Annotated in this window: 16 protein-coding genes; 12 read left to right on the top strand and 4 right to left on the bottom strand. The window is 53.5% G+C overall.

Annotated features, from left to right (window positions below):
- Nucleotides 1-9 precede the first annotated feature (9 nt).
- Nucleotides 10-1,428, bottom strand: a complete 1,419-nt coding sequence (locus ACOTX7_RS17960) for an MFS transporter (protein WP_221256157.1) — start codon at nt 1,426-1,428, stop codon at nt 10-12.
- A gap of 214 nt (nt 1,429-1,642) precedes the next feature.
- On the opposite strand from ACOTX7_RS17960, the gene azuC reads away from it, so the two are divergent.
- Nucleotides 1,643-1,726, top strand: coding sequence for a stress response protein AzuC (gene azuC, locus ACOTX7_RS17955; RefSeq protein WP_003859682.1), 84 nt, complete (start codon nt 1,643-1,645; stop codon nt 1,724-1,726).
- A gap of 106 nt (nt 1,727-1,832) precedes the next feature.
- Complete coding sequence (locus tag ACOTX7_RS17950; protein ID WP_003859683.1) at nt 1,833-2,084, top strand: DUF2766 family protein; 252 nt, start codon at nt 1,833-1,835, stop codon at nt 2,082-2,084.
- A gap of 80 nt (nt 2,085-2,164) precedes the next feature.
- Here ACOTX7_RS17950 and ACOTX7_RS17945 read toward each other — a convergent pair whose 3' ends face one another.
- Nucleotides 2,165-3,508, bottom strand: a complete 1,344-nt coding sequence (locus tag ACOTX7_RS17945; RefSeq protein WP_125357771.1) for an anaerobic C4-dicarboxylate transporter — start codon at nt 3,506-3,508, stop codon at nt 2,165-2,167.
- Nucleotides 3,509-3,649: 141 nt separating this feature from the next.
- Nucleotides 3,650-4,153: a non-heme ferritin-like protein gene (locus ACOTX7_RS17940; RefSeq protein WP_205921841.1), complete on the bottom strand. Its 504-nt coding sequence runs from the start codon at nt 4,151-4,153 to the stop codon at nt 3,650-3,652.
- A gap of 503 nt (nt 4,154-4,656) precedes the next feature.
- On the opposite strand from ACOTX7_RS17940, the gene ACOTX7_RS17935 reads away from it, so the two are divergent.
- The 6 genes from ACOTX7_RS17935 to otsA all read left to right on the top strand — a co-directional run bounded on the left by ACOTX7_RS17935 (nt 4,657) and on the right by otsA (nt 11,457).
- The gene (locus tag ACOTX7_RS17935; RefSeq protein ID WP_221257256.1) at nt 4,657-5,214 is read left to right on the top strand and encodes a DJ-1 family glyoxalase III; all 558 of its coding nucleotides are present in this window, start codon (nt 4,657-4,659) and stop codon (nt 5,212-5,214) included.
- Nucleotides 5,215-5,530: 316 nt separating this feature from the next.
- Nucleotides 5,531-6,520 (top strand): arabinose ABC transporter substrate-binding protein, encoded by a 990-nt coding sequence (gene araF, locus ACOTX7_RS17930; RefSeq protein WP_221256156.1) that lies wholly within the window; start codon nt 5,531-5,533, stop codon nt 6,518-6,520.
- 71 nt (nt 6,521-6,591) lie between these two features.
- On the top strand, nt 6,592-8,106 hold the full coding sequence (gene araG / locus ACOTX7_RS17925; protein WP_003859688.1) for an L-arabinose ABC transporter ATP-binding protein AraG: 1,515 nt from the start codon (nt 6,592-6,594) through the stop codon (nt 8,104-8,106).
- Nucleotides 8,107-8,120: 14 nt separating this feature from the next.
- Nucleotides 8,121-9,101 (top strand): L-arabinose ABC transporter permease AraH, encoded by a 981-nt coding sequence (araH, locus tag ACOTX7_RS17920; RefSeq protein WP_421626142.1) that lies wholly within the window; start codon nt 8,121-8,123, stop codon nt 9,099-9,101.
- 153 nt (nt 9,102-9,254) lie between these two features.
- Entirely contained in the window at nt 9,255-10,058 is an 804-nt protein-coding gene (otsB, locus tag ACOTX7_RS17915; RefSeq protein ID WP_047353374.1) for a trehalose-phosphatase, read from the top strand.
- Nucleotides 10,033-11,457, top strand: a complete 1,425-nt coding sequence (otsA, locus tag ACOTX7_RS17910; protein ID WP_006811113.1) for an alpha,alpha-trehalose-phosphate synthase — start codon at nt 10,033-10,035, stop codon at nt 11,455-11,457. The genes otsB and otsA overlap by 26 nt, the downstream gene beginning before the upstream one ends.
- A 15-nt stretch (nt 11,458-11,472) precedes the next feature.
- On the opposite strand, the gene uspC is transcribed toward otsA, so the two are convergent.
- Nucleotides 11,473-11,901: a universal stress protein UspC gene (gene uspC, locus ACOTX7_RS17905; protein WP_221256154.1), complete on the bottom strand. Its 429-nt coding sequence runs from the start codon at nt 11,899-11,901 to the stop codon at nt 11,473-11,475.
- 797 nt (nt 11,902-12,698) lie between these two features.
- On the opposite strand from uspC, the gene flhD reads away from it, so the two are divergent.
- From flhD to motB, 4 genes are all read left to right on the top strand, one after another.
- Nucleotides 12,699-13,049, top strand: coding sequence for a flagellar transcriptional regulator FlhD (flhD, locus tag ACOTX7_RS17900; protein ID WP_221256153.1), 351 nt, complete (start codon nt 12,699-12,701; stop codon nt 13,047-13,049).
- A gap of 2 nt (nt 13,050-13,051) precedes the next feature.
- On the top strand, nt 13,052-13,630 hold the full coding sequence (gene flhC, locus ACOTX7_RS17895; protein ID WP_003859695.1) for a flagellar transcriptional regulator FlhC: 579 nt from the start codon (nt 13,052-13,054) through the stop codon (nt 13,628-13,630).
- Between the two features lie 123 nt (nt 13,631-13,753).
- Nucleotides 13,754-14,641 carry a flagellar motor stator protein MotA gene (gene motA, locus ACOTX7_RS17890; protein ID WP_221256152.1) on the top strand — a complete coding sequence of 296 codons (888 nt, stop codon included), beginning with the start codon at nt 13,754-13,756 and terminating at the stop codon, nt 14,639-14,641.
- The gene (gene motB / locus ACOTX7_RS17885) at nt 14,638-15,567 is read left to right on the top strand and encodes a flagellar motor protein MotB (RefSeq protein WP_221256151.1); all 930 of its coding nucleotides are present in this window, start codon (nt 14,638-14,640) and stop codon (nt 15,565-15,567) included. Before motA ends, motB begins: the two co-directional genes overlap by 4 nt.
- The last annotated feature ends 1 nt before the right edge of the window (nt 15,568 follow it).

The raw sequence follows: 15,568 nt of genomic DNA, 5'->3' as shown, positions 1-15,568 counted from the left end.
CACAGAGCCTTACTTTTTCGATGAGACCGCGCTGCCTGCATCGTTGGTCAGACGCAGCGTGTCAAACATCCCCACCAGGCAGATCAGCGCGATCGCCACAAATGCCAGCCGGAAGCTCATCCCCGGCATGTCGGCAAGCCCCATCGCCTCACCGACTTTTTCTCCGATACGAATACCAATCGCCCCGAACGTGATCCCAAGCCCCACGGCAAGCTGCGTTGCGGTTGAAAACAGGGTATTGGCATAGCTCATCTGCGCCGAGGGCACATCCGCAAAGGCCAGCGTACTGATGGCCGTAAACTGAATCGAACGGAAAACGCCGCCCAGGTAGAGGATCAGCATGATGAGCCACACGGGCGTCTGCGGCGTGAGAAACGCGCAGGCCAGCAACGCCAGCACATTCAGCGCACCGTTAATCAGCAACAGCCGCTTAAACCCCAGGCTGCGGATCAGGGGCGTTGTCGCCGGTTTAATGGTGAGATTGCCTACGAAAACCGCCAGCACCAGCAGGCCCGAATGGAACGCGTCCATGCCAAAGCCGACCTGGAACATCAGCGGCAGCAGGAACGGAACCGCGCTGATGGAGGCGCGAAACAGCGAGCCGCCGTACAGGGTGACGCGAAACGTCGGCACCTGCATCGCATCGAGCCTGATCATCGGCCAGGTTGCCCGCTTAAAGTGACGCAGCGCCAGGCTCAACGCGACGACACCGACGATGAACAGCGTGGCGGTTAATCCTGTTCGCAGAGGTTCTCCACTCATCAACTCCATCGCATAAACCAGGCTCACCATGGCAAGGGTGGTGACAACAAAACCCGGCAAATCAAACGGTCGGCGCGTATCTTCATGCAGGTCTGGAATGAGGCGCAGTGCCAGTAAAATGGCGATTATCCCCAGCGGCACGTTAATGAAGAAGATCCAGCGCCAGTCGGCATAGCTTGTGATGTACCCGCCGAGTGGCGGGCCGATGATCGGCGCGACAAGCGCAGGCCACGTCAGGGTAGCGATAGCCGTGATGAGCTGGTGTTTTGGCGTTGTGCGTAACACGGCCAGGCGACCCACGGGCACCATCAGCGCGCCCCCCATGCCCTGGAGCACGCGCATCGCAACGAACTGATCGAGCGTGGTGGACAGGCCGCAAAATACCGAGGCCAGCGTGAAAATCGCCAGCGCGAGGGCAAAGACTTTTCGCGCGCCGAAGCGGTCGGCGATCCAGCCGCTGGCGGGGATCAGCACGGCCAGGGTGATCAGATAGGCGCTGATCCCGATATTCAGATCCACAGCCTGTACGCCGAAGCTTTTTGCCATATCCGGCAGCGCGGTGGCAATCACCGTCCCGTCCAGAAACTCCATAAAGAAAGCACCGGCAACCAGCAGCGCCGCAGGCGATAATCCACGGCTCTCTTTGCCGGATAGGTTTTCACTCATTCTCTTCCTGCCCGCTCAAAAAATTTTATAAACATTTACTGGAATTTATAAGCCTGTAACGTGCGGATTTTTCATGGCTTTTTTTAACAGACCAGCAGCACTGAGGGTTTTATAACCGTGACACAGGTCACAAAACGGTTGATTTTTGTGATGGTGGTCATATTATAAGCGTATTGACAATAACACCTGCATAACACGTTACTGGAGCAACATAATGAAACTGCGCAAAATCCTGAAAAGCATGTGGGCTAACTACTGCACAACGTTTAAAGACGTCCCACCGGGTGCGATGTTCTGATAAAAAAACCTGCTTCGGCAGGTTTTTTTATGTCTGCGGACGACGAGAGGGAGATGGAAGGGCGTCTGTTTTGCTACTATGGCGGCCTTTGAATAAGGAGAAACCCATGTCACAAAACCTGAGCGCCGATCAGGAACTGGTATCTGACGTCGTCGCCTGCCAGCTGGTAATCAAACAAATCCTTGATGTGATTGACGTTATCGCGCCGGTTGAGGTACGCGAAAAGATGTCGACCCAACTGAAAAACATCGATTTCACCAACCATCCTGCTGCGGCGGACCCGGTTACGCTCCGTGCGATCCAGAAAGCGATCGCGCTGATTGAACTCCGCTTCACACCGCAGGGTGAGTCACACTAAAATAAACCGATGTTTTAAAATTAGAAACTCTTTTCTGATTTTACCTCGAAGGGCGACAGAGCCTGTCGCCCGCAGAAGGGTCAGAAGAACGTCTGTACCAGCAGATAGCTCACCACGCAGGCACAGCTGACGCCAATCAGCCCCGGCAGAATAAAGCTGTGGTTGATGATGAATTTACCGATGCGGGTGGTGCCGGAGCGGTCGAATCCGATACAGGCCAGATCGCTGGGATAGGTCGGTAGCACAAAGTAGCCGTACGACGCCGGGAAGAAGGCCACCAGCATTTTCGGGTCGATGCCCAGCATCAACCCCATCGGAGCGACGGCGGTTAACGCGGCGGCTTGGCTGTTGACCAGTTTTGAGACCAGGAACAGTACGATGGCATACGTCCATGGATGACTCTTCACCACCCCCTCCAGCGCCATTTTCAGCTCGTCGAGATGCGCCTGAAAAAAGGTATCGCTCATCCACGCCACGCCAAACACCGAGAAAATCGCGACCATTCCCGCTTTAAATACCGCTCCGTTTGAGATGGCCGACGCATTCACCTTGCAGGTCAACAGCATCACCGCGCCCGCGATCAGCATCATCATTTGAATGACAAGGTTCATCGACAGGGCCGTCATTTTGCCTTTGATCTCAAACGCCGGACGTAGCTCGGGCAGCGCACCCAGCAGGACCACAACGGCAATCCCGGCGAAAAAAATCCATGTAGACCAGTAAGCCTGTTTCGGGAAACGCTGATTCATCAACGTTTCAGTTCCTCCATAGATAAACTCCCGCTGTTTCGGATCTTTCAGCTTTTCCTGAAACTCAGGATCGTCTGCCAGATTTTTTCCGCGGCGCAAGCTCCACAGTGCCGCGATGGCGACCCCAGACAGCGAGGCCGGTACGGAGACGGCCAGGATTTCGAGGATCCCCCACGCGTGGCCGATACCGTGCTGCGCACCCAGAATCGAGACCAGCGAAACGACGGCCACGGAAACGGGGGAGGCAGTGATGGCCATCTGAGATGCCACCGAGGCCACCGCCATCGGCCTTTCCGGGCGAATGCCTTTTTTCAGGGCGATATCCGCGATAATCGGAAACATGGTGTAAACGACGTGCCCGGTCCCGCAGAGGAAGGTCAACATCCAGGTGGTAAACGGCGCGAGAAGGGTGATGTGCTGGGGATGTTTACGCAGCAGGCGCTCCGCGAATTGCATCATGACATTCAGGCCACCAGCGGTCTGTAGCGTGGCCGCGCAGCCAATGACGGCGAGGATTGTGAGCATTACGTCAACCGGGGGTTTACCGGGTTGCAGACCAAAGACAAAACTCAAAACAAACAGGCCGATGCCGCTTATCAGCCCCAGTCCCATCCCGCCGAAGCGGGTGCCTATCAGCAGGCAGAGGATAATGACAATAAACTCAATGGTGATCATGATGCTCCCTCGTCAATGAATGTAATTAAACAAATCATTACACGATGTGTGGTTATTCATTGGGAGCGAGATCTGATTTGTTAAATGTCAGCAAAAGCAGGGAGTTGGTACCCACTCCCTGACGGGAGCGGGTGAAGGGAGTTAGTGGTGTTGCACGGTAGCAATGTCGAGAAGATGGCGGTCCGTCTGTTCCAGACAAATCCCCGCGCGTTTCGCGTTGCGGATTTCATCTGCAAGCGTCTTCAACAGCATGCCATCCTGCTGCTGCTCTCTGTCCATATCGCGTAAAAACTTGAGGGTAATGATGTCCTGCTGCGCTTTCGCTTCATCAGCCAGTTTGCTCAGCTTCGCACAGCGTTGCTCATACTCTTCGAGGGTTTTCTGGAACAGCTCCTCAAGAGAAGAGTAATTATCTTCAATCGTTTCAAGCTCTTTGACGGTGGGGTTTGCCCCGATGGCTTTCAAAAAGTTAAAGACCCGCATCATGTGCGTGACGTTACTTTGTGCCTGCGTACGGAAGAAGGTGGCAGTGCCGTTAAGGCTTTTTCTGGAACACCACGCGCTCAAGTGCAGATGCAGATTTGAAGCATAAAACTCCAGGTTCATCTGGGCATTCAGTTTTTGCATCATCGTTTGGGTAGTCATTTTCATATCCTTATTGACTGCGGGACTTGATGTCCGCTACGTAACCTGACCCGGCAGGTATTGACGATTGAATGGCAGAAATAGATTTCTGCAAGGTAAAAAACTCGAATATTCACTTCCTGTGTTCGATTTAAATAAGCATACGCTTCTCTTTGACTTAAGAAAACTCTTAATTGGGCTGTGTTTACTCTAGATTACAAATTTAAATATAGCGCAGAATTAAAAAGAGATGATGGCACAAGATGTTTGGTAACGCCATGATTCTATTACATATAAAATCAAGCATGCTCATTTTTAACGTTTCGTGAAACGTTCTTTGGCGGGAAATTCTGTAAAAGTGTGAAATCAGAAATAATATCTGTAAATATATCCTGCGGGTGCAAATTTGAGCTAAATCAATTTTTACCCAATATACGGTTCTGTGATCCCATCGCAAGATTGTCATCTGACAAAACGAGAAAATGAAACACTGTTTTACATCGTTTTATTCGTAGAGGTTTATGATGGCTAAAGTGGCGGTGCTGCTGGCACCCGGTTTTGAAGAAGCAGAAGCGATTATCACAATTGATATTCTGCGTCGTTTGCAGATTGAGGTGGAGACGCTGGCCTGTGCGGGATCCCGTGCGGTAGTGAGTTACCACACTATTCCCATGGTGGCTGACAGTACGTTAACGGAGCGCAGTGACACGCTGTATGACGCAGTCGTGTTGCCCGGTGGGCCGCAGGGGAGCATGAATCTCGCGGCTAACCGTGAGGTGATCCGCTTTGTTTCCACGCATGACGAACACGGCAAACTTATCTGCCCGATCTGCTCTGCGGCCGCGCGGGTGCTGGGCGGGAACGGCTTACTGAAGGGGCGTCGCTACGTCTGTTCCGGCGATCTATGGGAGTCCGTTAATGACGGGGTTTATGTGGATGCGCCCGTCGTAGAGGATAAAAACCTCATCAGCGGAAAGGGACTGGGGCACGCTTTTGATTTTGCGCTGACGATCTCTGCGCGTCTGTTGGGTGACGATGCCCCCGTGCGCGATCATGCTGAACACATCTATTATCCCTGGTAATTTTTCTGCCGGGCGCTAAGGCGTCCGGGTTACAGGGACTTCTTTGCTGACCTTATGGATAATTCTGCTTAATCCCTTCCTATTTGTAGGACAATTACGCCTTTTTTTATGTCATTTTTCGCTGAATTTATGTACGCAATTACTGTAATTCTGCGGTGTGATGTCGCTCTCTTATGGATGATTAATTTCCCGCTAAAACTATCTCCAGCAATAACGCTTATAGCGAGGTAAGCGCTAATGCCTTGTTTTAAGTCCGATTAAATACGTTGTTCGCCATTATTCCCTACAGATAAGAATGCTAAAGCTGGAGTTTACCATGCACAAATTTACTAAAGCGCTGGCGGCCATCGGCCTGGCTGCCGTTATGTCACAATCCGCTATCGCTGAAAATTTAAAGCTCGGTTTTCTGGTTAAACAGCCTGAAGAGCCGTGGTTCCAGACCGAGTGGAAATTTGCTGATAAGGCCGGAAAAGATTTGGGATTTGAGGTAATTAAAATCGCCGTACCTGACGGCGAGAAAACGCTAAACGCCATTGATAGCCTGGCGGCCAGCGGCGCGAAAGGTTTCGTTATCTGTACCCCGGATCCAAAACTGGGTTCGGCTATTGCTGCGAAAGCGCGCGGTTACGACATGAAAGTCATCGCGGTGGACGATCAGTTCGTCAATGCCAAAGGCAAACCGATGGATACCGTTCCGCTGGTGATGATGGCGGCTACCAAAATCGGTGAGCGTCAGGGCCAGGAGCTTTATAAAGAGATGCAAAAACGCCGCTGGGATGTCAAAGAGACTGCCGTGATGGCTATAACCGCTGACGAACTGGATACCGCCCGTCGTCGTACTACCGGATCCATGGACGCCCTGAAAGCGGCTGGCTTCCCGGAAAAACAGATCTACAAAGTCCCGACCAAATCCAACGATATTCCGGGTGCCTTTGATGCGGCCAACTCCATGCTCGTCCAGCATCCGGAAGTGAAGCACTGGCTGGTGGTGGGGATGAACGATAACACCGTGCTGGGCGGCGTGCGTGCAACGGAAGGTCAGGGCTTTAAAGCACCGGACGTGATCGGCATCGGCATCAACGGGGTCGACGCCGTGAGCGAACTGTCTAAAGCGCAGGCGACCGGCTTCTACGGCTCTCTGCTGCCAAGCCCGGATGTCCACGGCTATAAATCCAGCGAAATGCTCTACAACTGGGTGACTAAAGGGGTTGAGCCGCCGAAATTCACCGAAGTGACCGATGTGGTGCTGATCACCCGCGATAACTTCAAAGAGGAGCTGGCGAAAAAAGGACTGGGCGGTAAGTAATACGCGGTGATTGCGCCCCTCACTGACCGTGAGGGGCCAGATGTACACACTACAGGAATCACGGAGTCGTTATGCAACAGTCTGATCCGTATCTCTCTTTCCGCGGCATCGGTAAAACGTTCCCCGGTGTAAACGCGCTGACCGATATCAGCTTTGACTGCTATGCCGGCCAGGTTCACGCCCTGATGGGGGAGAACGGCGCGGGAAAATCCACGCTGCTTAAAATTCTCAGCGGCAACTACACGCCCACTACCGGCACGCTGGCCATTCGCGGCGAAGAGGTGGCCTTTGCCGACACTACGGCCGCGCTAAACGCGGGCGTCGCCATCATCTATCAGGAACTGCACCTCATTCCCGAGATGACAGTGGCGGAGAACATCTATCTGGGCCAGCTTCCGCATAAAAGCGGGGTGGTCAACCGCTCGCTGCTCAACTATGAAGCGGGCTTGCAGCTTAAGCATCTTGGGCTGGATGTCGATCCGCAAACGCCCCTTAAGTATCTCTCCATCGGCCAGTGGCAGATGGTGGAAATTGCTAAAGCACTGGCGCGCAACGCCAAAATTATCGCTTTTGACGAGCCAACCAGTTCGCTCTCAGCGCGTGAAATAGAAAATCTCTTTCGTGTGATCCGCGAACTGCGCAAAGAGGGCCGCATCATTCTGTACGTTTCTCACCGTATGGAAGAGATTTTTGCCCTAAGCGATGCCATCACCGTGTTTAAAGATGGCCGCTACGTGCGCACCTTCACCGATATGCAGCAGGTCAACCACGATCAGCTGGTGCAGGCGATGGTTGGACGCGATCTGGGGGATATTTACCACTGGAAACCGCGCGAGTATGGCCCGGAGCGTTTGCGTCTGGATAACGTTAAAGCCCCAGGCGTCCGCACGCCCATTTCACTCTCGGTGCGCAGCGGCGAAATCGTCGGGCTGTTTGGTCTTGTAGGGGCAGGGCGCAGCGAGCTGATGAAAGGGCTGTTTGGCGGGACGCGCATTACCCAGGGCCAGGTCTTCGTCGACGGGAAAAAGGTCGATATTCAGAAGCCTGCCCAGGCGATTAACGCCGGTATCATGCTCTGCCCGGAAGATCGAAAGGCCGAAGGCATCATTCCGGTGCACTCGGTGCGCGACAACATCAACATCTCTGCCCGGCGCAAGTTCATCCGCGCGGGATGCCTGATTAACGATGGCTGGGAGGCGAGCAACGCGGATCACCATATCCGTTCGCTGAACATCAAAACCCCCGGTGCGGAACAGCTGATCATGAATCTGTCCGGCGGCAACCAGCAGAAGGCGATTCTGGGCCGCTGGCTGTCGGAAGATATGAAGGTCATTTTGCTGGATGAGCCAACGCGCGGTATCGACGTGGGGGCGAAACACGAAATCTATAACGTTATCTATGAGCTGGCAAAACGCGGCGTGGCGGTTCTGTTCGCCTCCAGCGATCTGCCCGAGGTGCTGGGCGTTGCCGACCGCATTGTTGTGATGCGTGAAGGTGAAATTGCCGGTGAATTGCTGCATGAACAGGCGAATGAACAACAGGCGTTGAGTCTCGCCATGCCTAAAGTTAGCCAGGCTGTCGCCTGAGTAAGGAGTCAATGATGTCCTCTGTTACTACATCCGGAGCGCCGAAGTCGGCTTTCAGTTTTGGCCGCATCTGGGACCAGTACGGCATACTGGTGGTCTTTGCTGCCCTGTTCGTCGCCTGCGCGATTTTTGTGCCGAACTTCGCCACCTTCATCAATATGAAGGGGCTGGGGCTGGCCATCTCCATGTCCGGCATGGTGGCCTGTGGCATGCTGTTCTGCCTGGCCTCCGGCGATTTTGACCTGTCGGTCGCCTCGGTGATTGCCTGCGCTGGCGTCACCACCGCCGTGGTGATCAACATGACCGAGAGCCTGTGGATCGGCGTGCTGGCCGGGCTGATGCTCGGCGTGCTGAGCGGCCTGGTGAACGGGTTTGTCATTGCGCGCCTGAAGATCAACGCCCTGATCACGACGCTGGCGACCATGCAAATCGTGCGCGGTCTGGCCTATATCATCTCCGACGGTAAAGCGGTGGGGATTGAAGATGAGCGTTTCTTTACGCTGGGCTATGCCAACTGGCTGGGCCTGCCTGCACCAATCTGGCTGACGGTAGCCTGTTTGATCCTGTTCGGTTTCCTGCTTAACCGCACCACCTTTGGCCGCAATACCCTGGCGATTGGCGGGAACGAGGAAGCGGCACGCCTGGCGGGTGTCCCGGTCGTGCGAACCAAGATCATTATCTTCGTACTTTCCGGGCTGGTATCGGCGGCGGCGGGGATTATTCTGGCGTCGCGTATGACCAGTGGCCAGCCAATGACCTCTATCGGTTATGAGCTGATTGTCATTTCAGCCTGCGTTTTGGGGGGCGTATCCCTCAAGGGCGGCATCGGAAAAATCTCATATGTGGTGGCAGGGATCCTGATTCTGGGGACCGTGGAGAACGCCATGAACCTGCTTAATATTTCTCCGTTCTCTCAGTACGTCGTACGTGGTCTGATCCTGCTGGCAGCGGTGATCTTCGACCGTTACAAGCAAAAAGCGAAGCGAACCATCTGATTCATTTTCAACCACTAATATGCTCAACTATTAACCATAGTTGAGCCTCTGACCGGCCCGCCAGTTTTGCTGACGGGCCGGTTGCTAAATGGCGAGCACCGTCACACTGTCTATACTTACATGGCTGTTTTATTCACTGTAAGGAGGATTAGGGTGGCTGACTTGTTAACCGCACCGCCTGTACTGCCCGGAAAATTTGCTTTCTTTTTTGACCTCGACGGGACGCTCGCCGGGATTGAACCGCACCCGGATGACGTTGTTGTACCGGATACGGTGTTAGAGAATTTGCAGCAGCTCTCCCGACAGAACGAGGGGGCACTGGCATTGATTTCAGGGCGCTCAATGGCCGAGCTGGATGTGCTCGCCAGTCCTTATCACTTTCCGCTGGCCGGTGTGCACGGAGCGGAGCGCCGCGATATCCATGATCAACTGCATATAGTTTCACTCCCCGATACGCTGATTCAGGCGCTGCATGCGCAACTCTCTTCGGCTCTGGAAACGCTTCCCGGTACGGAACTGGAAGCCAAAGGCATGGCCTTTGCGCTGCACTACCGTCAGGCGCCCCATCATGAAGCGGCGATCTTTGCGGTAGCAAGAAGCGTGGCGGACGCCCATCCGGAGCTGGCCTTACAGCCGGGTAAATGTGTGGTTGAGATAAAACCGGCAGGAATTAATAAAGGCGCTGCCATTGCAGCGTTTATGGCGGAAGCGCCGTTCAAAGGGCGTACACCCGTCTTTTTTGGGGATGACCTGACCGACGAGGCCGGGTTCAGGGTGGTAAACCAGGCCGGGGGCATGTCTGTCAAGGTTGGTCCTGGTGAAACCATTGCCGGATGGCGGCTGGAAAATGTCGCCAGCGTATGGCAGTGGATATCTGACGTCGCTAACCAGCAACAACAACAAATAGCGCAAAACAACGGGAGAAATCATTATGGGTCGCTTAGTCGTCGTCTCTAATCGCATCGCACCGCCGGATGATAAAAAAGCCAGTGCCGGTGGCCTGGCGGTCGGGGTATTAGGTGCCCTTAAAGCCGCGGGTGGTCTCTGGTTTGGCTGGAGCGGGGAAATCAGTAATGATGAGAAACCGCTAAAAAAGGTGTCACGGGGCAATATCACATGGGCCTCCTTCGCACTCAGTGAGAAGGACTACGATGAATATTATTCTGAGTTCTCTAACGCCGTGCTGTGGCCAGCGTTTCACTATCGTCTGGATCTGGTGAAGTTCCAGCGTGAATCGTATGAAGGCTATATGCGCGTCAACGCGCTGCTGGCAGATAAACTGCTGCCGCTGATCGAAGAGGACGATATTTTATGGATCCACGATTACCATCTGCTGCCCTTCGCCAGGGAGCTGCGAAAACGGGGTGTGAATAACCGGATCGGCTTCTTCCTGCACATTCCGTTCCCGACGCCGGAGATTTTTACCGCGCTGCCGCAGCATGATGAAATTCTTGAAGCGTTGTCCGATTATGACCTGCTCGGGTTCCAGACGGAAAATGACAGGCTGGCCTTCCTCGACAGCGTGTCGGGTAAAACCCGGCTGGTCACTCACGGCGGGAAATCGCACACCGCGTGGGGACGAAACTTCCATACCGAAGTCTACCCGATTGGTATTGAGCCAGACGAAATTGCCGAGCAGGCCTCCGGTCCGCTGCCACCGAAGCTTGCCCAGCTCAAGGATGAACTTAAGCACGTTAAGAATATCTTTTCGGTTGAACGGCTGGATTATTCCAAAGGCCTGCCGGAGCGGTTCCTCGCTTACGAAACCCTGCTGGATAAATTCCCGCAGCATCACGGCAAGATCCGCTATACCCAGATTGCGCCGACCTCGCGCGGCGAGGTCCAGGCCTATCAGGATATTCGTCACCAGCTGGAGACCGAAGCAGGGCGCATCAACGGACGCTACGGGCAGCTCGGCTGGACACCGCTTTTCTATCTGAATCAGCACTTTGAGCGCAAAATTCTGATGAAGGTGTTCCGCTATGCGGACGTCGGGCTGGTCACGCCGCTGCGCGACGGGATGAATCTGGTGGCAAAAGAGTATGTTGCAGCACAAGATCCTGCTGACCCGGGCGTGCTGGTGCTGTCGCAATTTGCCGGTGCGGCAAACGAGCTAACCTCAGCGCTGATTGTAAACCCTTACGATCGCGATGACGTGGCCAATGCCCTGAACCGCGCGCTAACCATGCCGCTTGCGGAACGTATTTCACGTCATTCGGAAATGATGGAGACCATCGTTAAGAATGATATCAACCACTGGCAGGCACGTTTTATTGACGATTTACGCGCGATCCAGCCGCAAAGTCAGGAAGGTAACCTGCAAAAAAAGATCGCGACATTCCCTAAACTTGCCTGATTTTCTCCGGGGGCATTAATTGCCCCCGAGAGGCACCAGCAGGACATCAACCTGGCTTGACGAAACGATAGTTTTTGCCGAGCACGCCGCACGAGAAAAAAAGCTCTGGTTATGATTGCCGCAAATCACCAGGTCAATATTCTGTTTCTGGCACATGTCGAGAATATGTCCACTTAATTCCCCCGTGGCAATCACCGTCTGATGGACAGGATAGTTTGCCCGCTCAACCAGTTCGCGCAGAAATTGCTGCGTTTCCTCCTGAAGAACCTCACGAATATCTTCCAGCATCGGCGCTGCCAGTTGATTATACATCTCGGGTTCAGCGGCCAGGGTGATCAGACTAATGCGGGCGTTGTTCGGGCTGGCAATTGACACGGCACGGGCGACGAGTTGATGGCTTTCTGGGGAAACAGCAACAGAAACAAGAAGATGGGAGTAACTCATCACACACTCCTTTGATGTCAGAATGACACGTTTCTCAAGCTTTACCGCGAATCTGCCGCTTCTGCAAGAGGTGCATGCGACAATAGTGTGAACCTTATCATAATTATTCATTAATTATTCTTATAAGAAGAATAACGAAAAGCGGGCGGCAAATGAAAATAATTAACAACTTAACGTAAATCACACATTTAGCCTTCCGTGCTGTTAAATCGTGTTAACCGATCGTCAACGCAAGCGTGACGGTTACGCAGCGAAACTTCTTTTACGAAAGGAAAAGATAACCTGCTGTTTTTACTTAATTAACTCCGGCTCTATCCTGACGTAAGTGTGCTTTGTCACACGCAAGGACAGTGCTTTTTCGAGTTAGCAATTTGCATACCCGATCCCCTCATCCTTCTGCATGAGTATTCGTCCCATAAGAATATAAACCAGCTTTGCTTGGTCAATAAATAGCCAAATTACAAGTCACGCTGATGGATTTATGGGTTACATTCGCGTAAATTATGTGACGAAGATCACATTTATTTTAAATTTCAGGGGGGGGCTGCATTGTATGTGTCAAAACTGACGAGTAGAGTTTGCGTCGAATTAGGAAAAATCTTAGTTATTTGTAAGAAAAGATAAAATGTGTAACCGACATTTTGGCCATGTTAACCGGTCACGCGCTTTACGACGTACAAACCTAAATTCAACTATGCATTTGGCCTTTTCTTTTTATACCGGGTGATTTCCCGGCGACATCACGAGGTGCGGTCTTTCCGCATAAAAATAATAGTTGGTTATTCTGGATGGGAAAAATGCATACATCCGAGTTGCTAAAACATATTAATGACATCAATTTGTCGTATTTATTGCTCGCGCAGCGTTTGATTAGTCAGGACAAACCGTCAGCGATGTTTCGTCTGGGTGTTAACGAAGAGATGGCAACCATGCTGGGTGGATTAACACTTCCGCAAATGGTCAAGCTGGCTGAAACCAACCAACTTGTCTGCCAGTTCCGTTTTGATAACCCGCAGACCATTACGCGTCTGACTCAGGAATCCCGCGTGGACGATCTGCAACAGATCCACACCGGTATTCTTCTCTCCACCCGCCTGCTCAACGAAATCAGCCAGCCTGATGACGTAGCCCGGAAGAAAAGGGCTTAACAATGAGCGAAAAAAGCATTGTTCAGGAAGCCCGTGATATCCAGCTGGCAATGGAACTCATCACGCTGGGCGCGCGTTTACAAATGCTGGAAAGCGAGACGCAGCTGAGCCGTGGTCGTCTGATCAAGCTGTACAAAGAATTGCGTGGTAGCCCGCCGCCAAAAGGCATGCTGCCGTTTTCGACTGACTGGTTCATGACCTGGGAGCAGAACATCCATGCTTCCATGTTCTGTAACGCCTGGCAGTACCTGCTTAAAACGGGCTTATGCAGCGGCGTTGATGCCGTGATCAAAGCTTACAAACTTTACCTTGAGCAATGCCCGCAACAGGAAGAGGGACCCCTGCTGGCGCTGACCCGCGCCTGGACGCTGGTGCGTTTTGTTGAAAGCGGAATGCTCGAATTGTCGCGCTGCAACTGCTGTGACGGTAATTTTATAACCCACGCGCACCAGCCTGCGGGCAGCTTCGCCTGTAGTTTGTGCCAGCCTCCATCCCGAGCCGTAAAAAGACGTAAACTTTCCCGGGATGCTGCCGATATTATTCCACAACTGCTGGATGAACAGATCGAACACGCTGTTTAACCCGAACCTGTGGGCAAGATTCCAGCAGCGGTAAGCGATTACCGCTGCTTTTTTTTACCCTGCGTTCCGGTCACGCGCTCGAAATGAACGTCCTGCCATAGTCACTAGCGGAAGGATGATGTCGTGCTTATCTTATTAGGTTACCTGGTAGTTCTCGGTACAGTTTTCGGCGGTTACATGATGACCGGCGGGCACCTTGGAGCACTCTATCAACCGGCTGAACTTGTCATCATCGGCGGGGCAGGGGTAGGGGCTTTTATCGTTGGTAACAACGGTAAATCGATCAAGGGCACGCTGAAGGCGATTCCGCTGCTGTTTCGTCGCTCAAAATACACCAAAAGCATGTATATGGATCTGCTGGCGCTGCTCTATCGCCTGATGGCGAAGTCACGTCAGCAGGGGATGTTCTCGCTGGAGCGGGACATCGAAAACCCGAAAGAGAGCGAAATTTTCGCCAGCTACCCGCGTATTCTGGCCGACGCGATGATGCTCAGTTTTATCGTCGATTACCTGCGCCTGATCATCAGCGGCAACATGAACACCTTCGAAATTGAAGCCCTGATGGACGAAGAGATCGAAACCCACGAGAGCGAATCTGAAGTGCCGGCTAACAGCCTGGCGCTGGTGGGTGACTCGCTTCCGGCCTTTGGGATCGTGGCGGCGGTCATGGGCGTGGTGCATGCCCTGGCCTCGGCGGATCGCCCGGCGGCTGAACTGGGCGCGCTGATTGCCCACGCGATGGTGGGGACGTTTCTCGGTATTTTACTGGCCTACGGCTTTATCTCCCCGCTGGCGAGCGTGCTGCGCCAGAAGAGCGCCGAAACCACCAAAATGATGCAGTGCGTGAAAATTACGTTGCTCTCAAACCTCAACGGTTACGCGCCACCGATCGCCGTCGAATTTGGTCGTAAGACGCTCTATTCCAGCGAACGTCCGTCGTTTATCGAACTGGAAGAGCACGTGCGTGCGGTGAAAAACCCAAACCAACAGACGACAACTGAGGACGCATGAAAAACCAGTCCCATCCGATCGTCATCGTAAAAAAGCGCAAGCATAAGGGGCACGGGCACGGTTCTCACGGCTCCTGGAAGATCGCGTACGCCGACTTTATGACCGCCATGATGGCCTTCTTTCTGGTGATGTGGCTGATCTCCATCTCCAGCCCGAAAGAGCTTATTCAGATTGCGGAATATTTCAGAACGCCGCTGGCGACGGCGGTCACCGGCGGGCCACGCATTTCGAACAGCGACAGCCCGATCCCTGGCTGCGGTGATGATTACACCCAGCAGCAGGGCGAAGTCAAAAAACAGCCAAACATCGACGAGCTGAAAAAACGGATGGAGCAGGCGCGCCTGAAAAAACTGCGCGGTGACCTGGATCAGCTGATTGAAGCGGACCCGAAACTGCGCGCGCTGCGTCCGCATCTGAAGATCGACCTCGTGCAGGAAGGGCTGCGAATTCAGATCATCGACAGCCAGAACCGGCCGATGTTTAAAACCGGTAGCGCCGACGTGGAGCCTTATATGCGCGATATTCTGCGTGCGATTGCACCGGTGCTGAACGGTATTCCTAACCGCATTAGCCTGTCCGGACACACGGATGATTTCCCGTACGCCACGGGAGAAAAGGGATACAGCAACTGGGAGCTTTCTGCAGATCGCGCCAACGCCTCGCGTCGCGAGCTGGTGGCGGGTGGGCTTGATGATGGCAAGGTCCTGCGCGTGGTCGGCATGGCTGCAACCATGCGCCTTACCGACCGCGGGCCGGATGACGCCATCAACCGTCGTATCAGTCTTTTAGTGCTGAACCAGCAGGCGGAGCAGGCCATCCTGCATGAAAACGCCGAAAGTCAGAATGAGTCACTGGACGATTTAAAACAGCCTGGGGCCGTCCCTTCGGCTGCCGTTCCAACATCGCCACCAGCCAATCCGAGGTGAT

Origin of the sequence: Enterobacter cloacae complex sp. IR5418 (assembly GCF_049238105.1) — a bacterium.
GTDB classification, from domain to species: domain Bacteria; phylum Pseudomonadota; class Gammaproteobacteria; order Enterobacterales; family Enterobacteriaceae; genus Enterobacter; species Enterobacter hormaechei.
The sequence above is the reverse complement of the archived record's forward strand: the minus strand, read 5'-3'. Positions and strand labels throughout refer to the sequence as shown.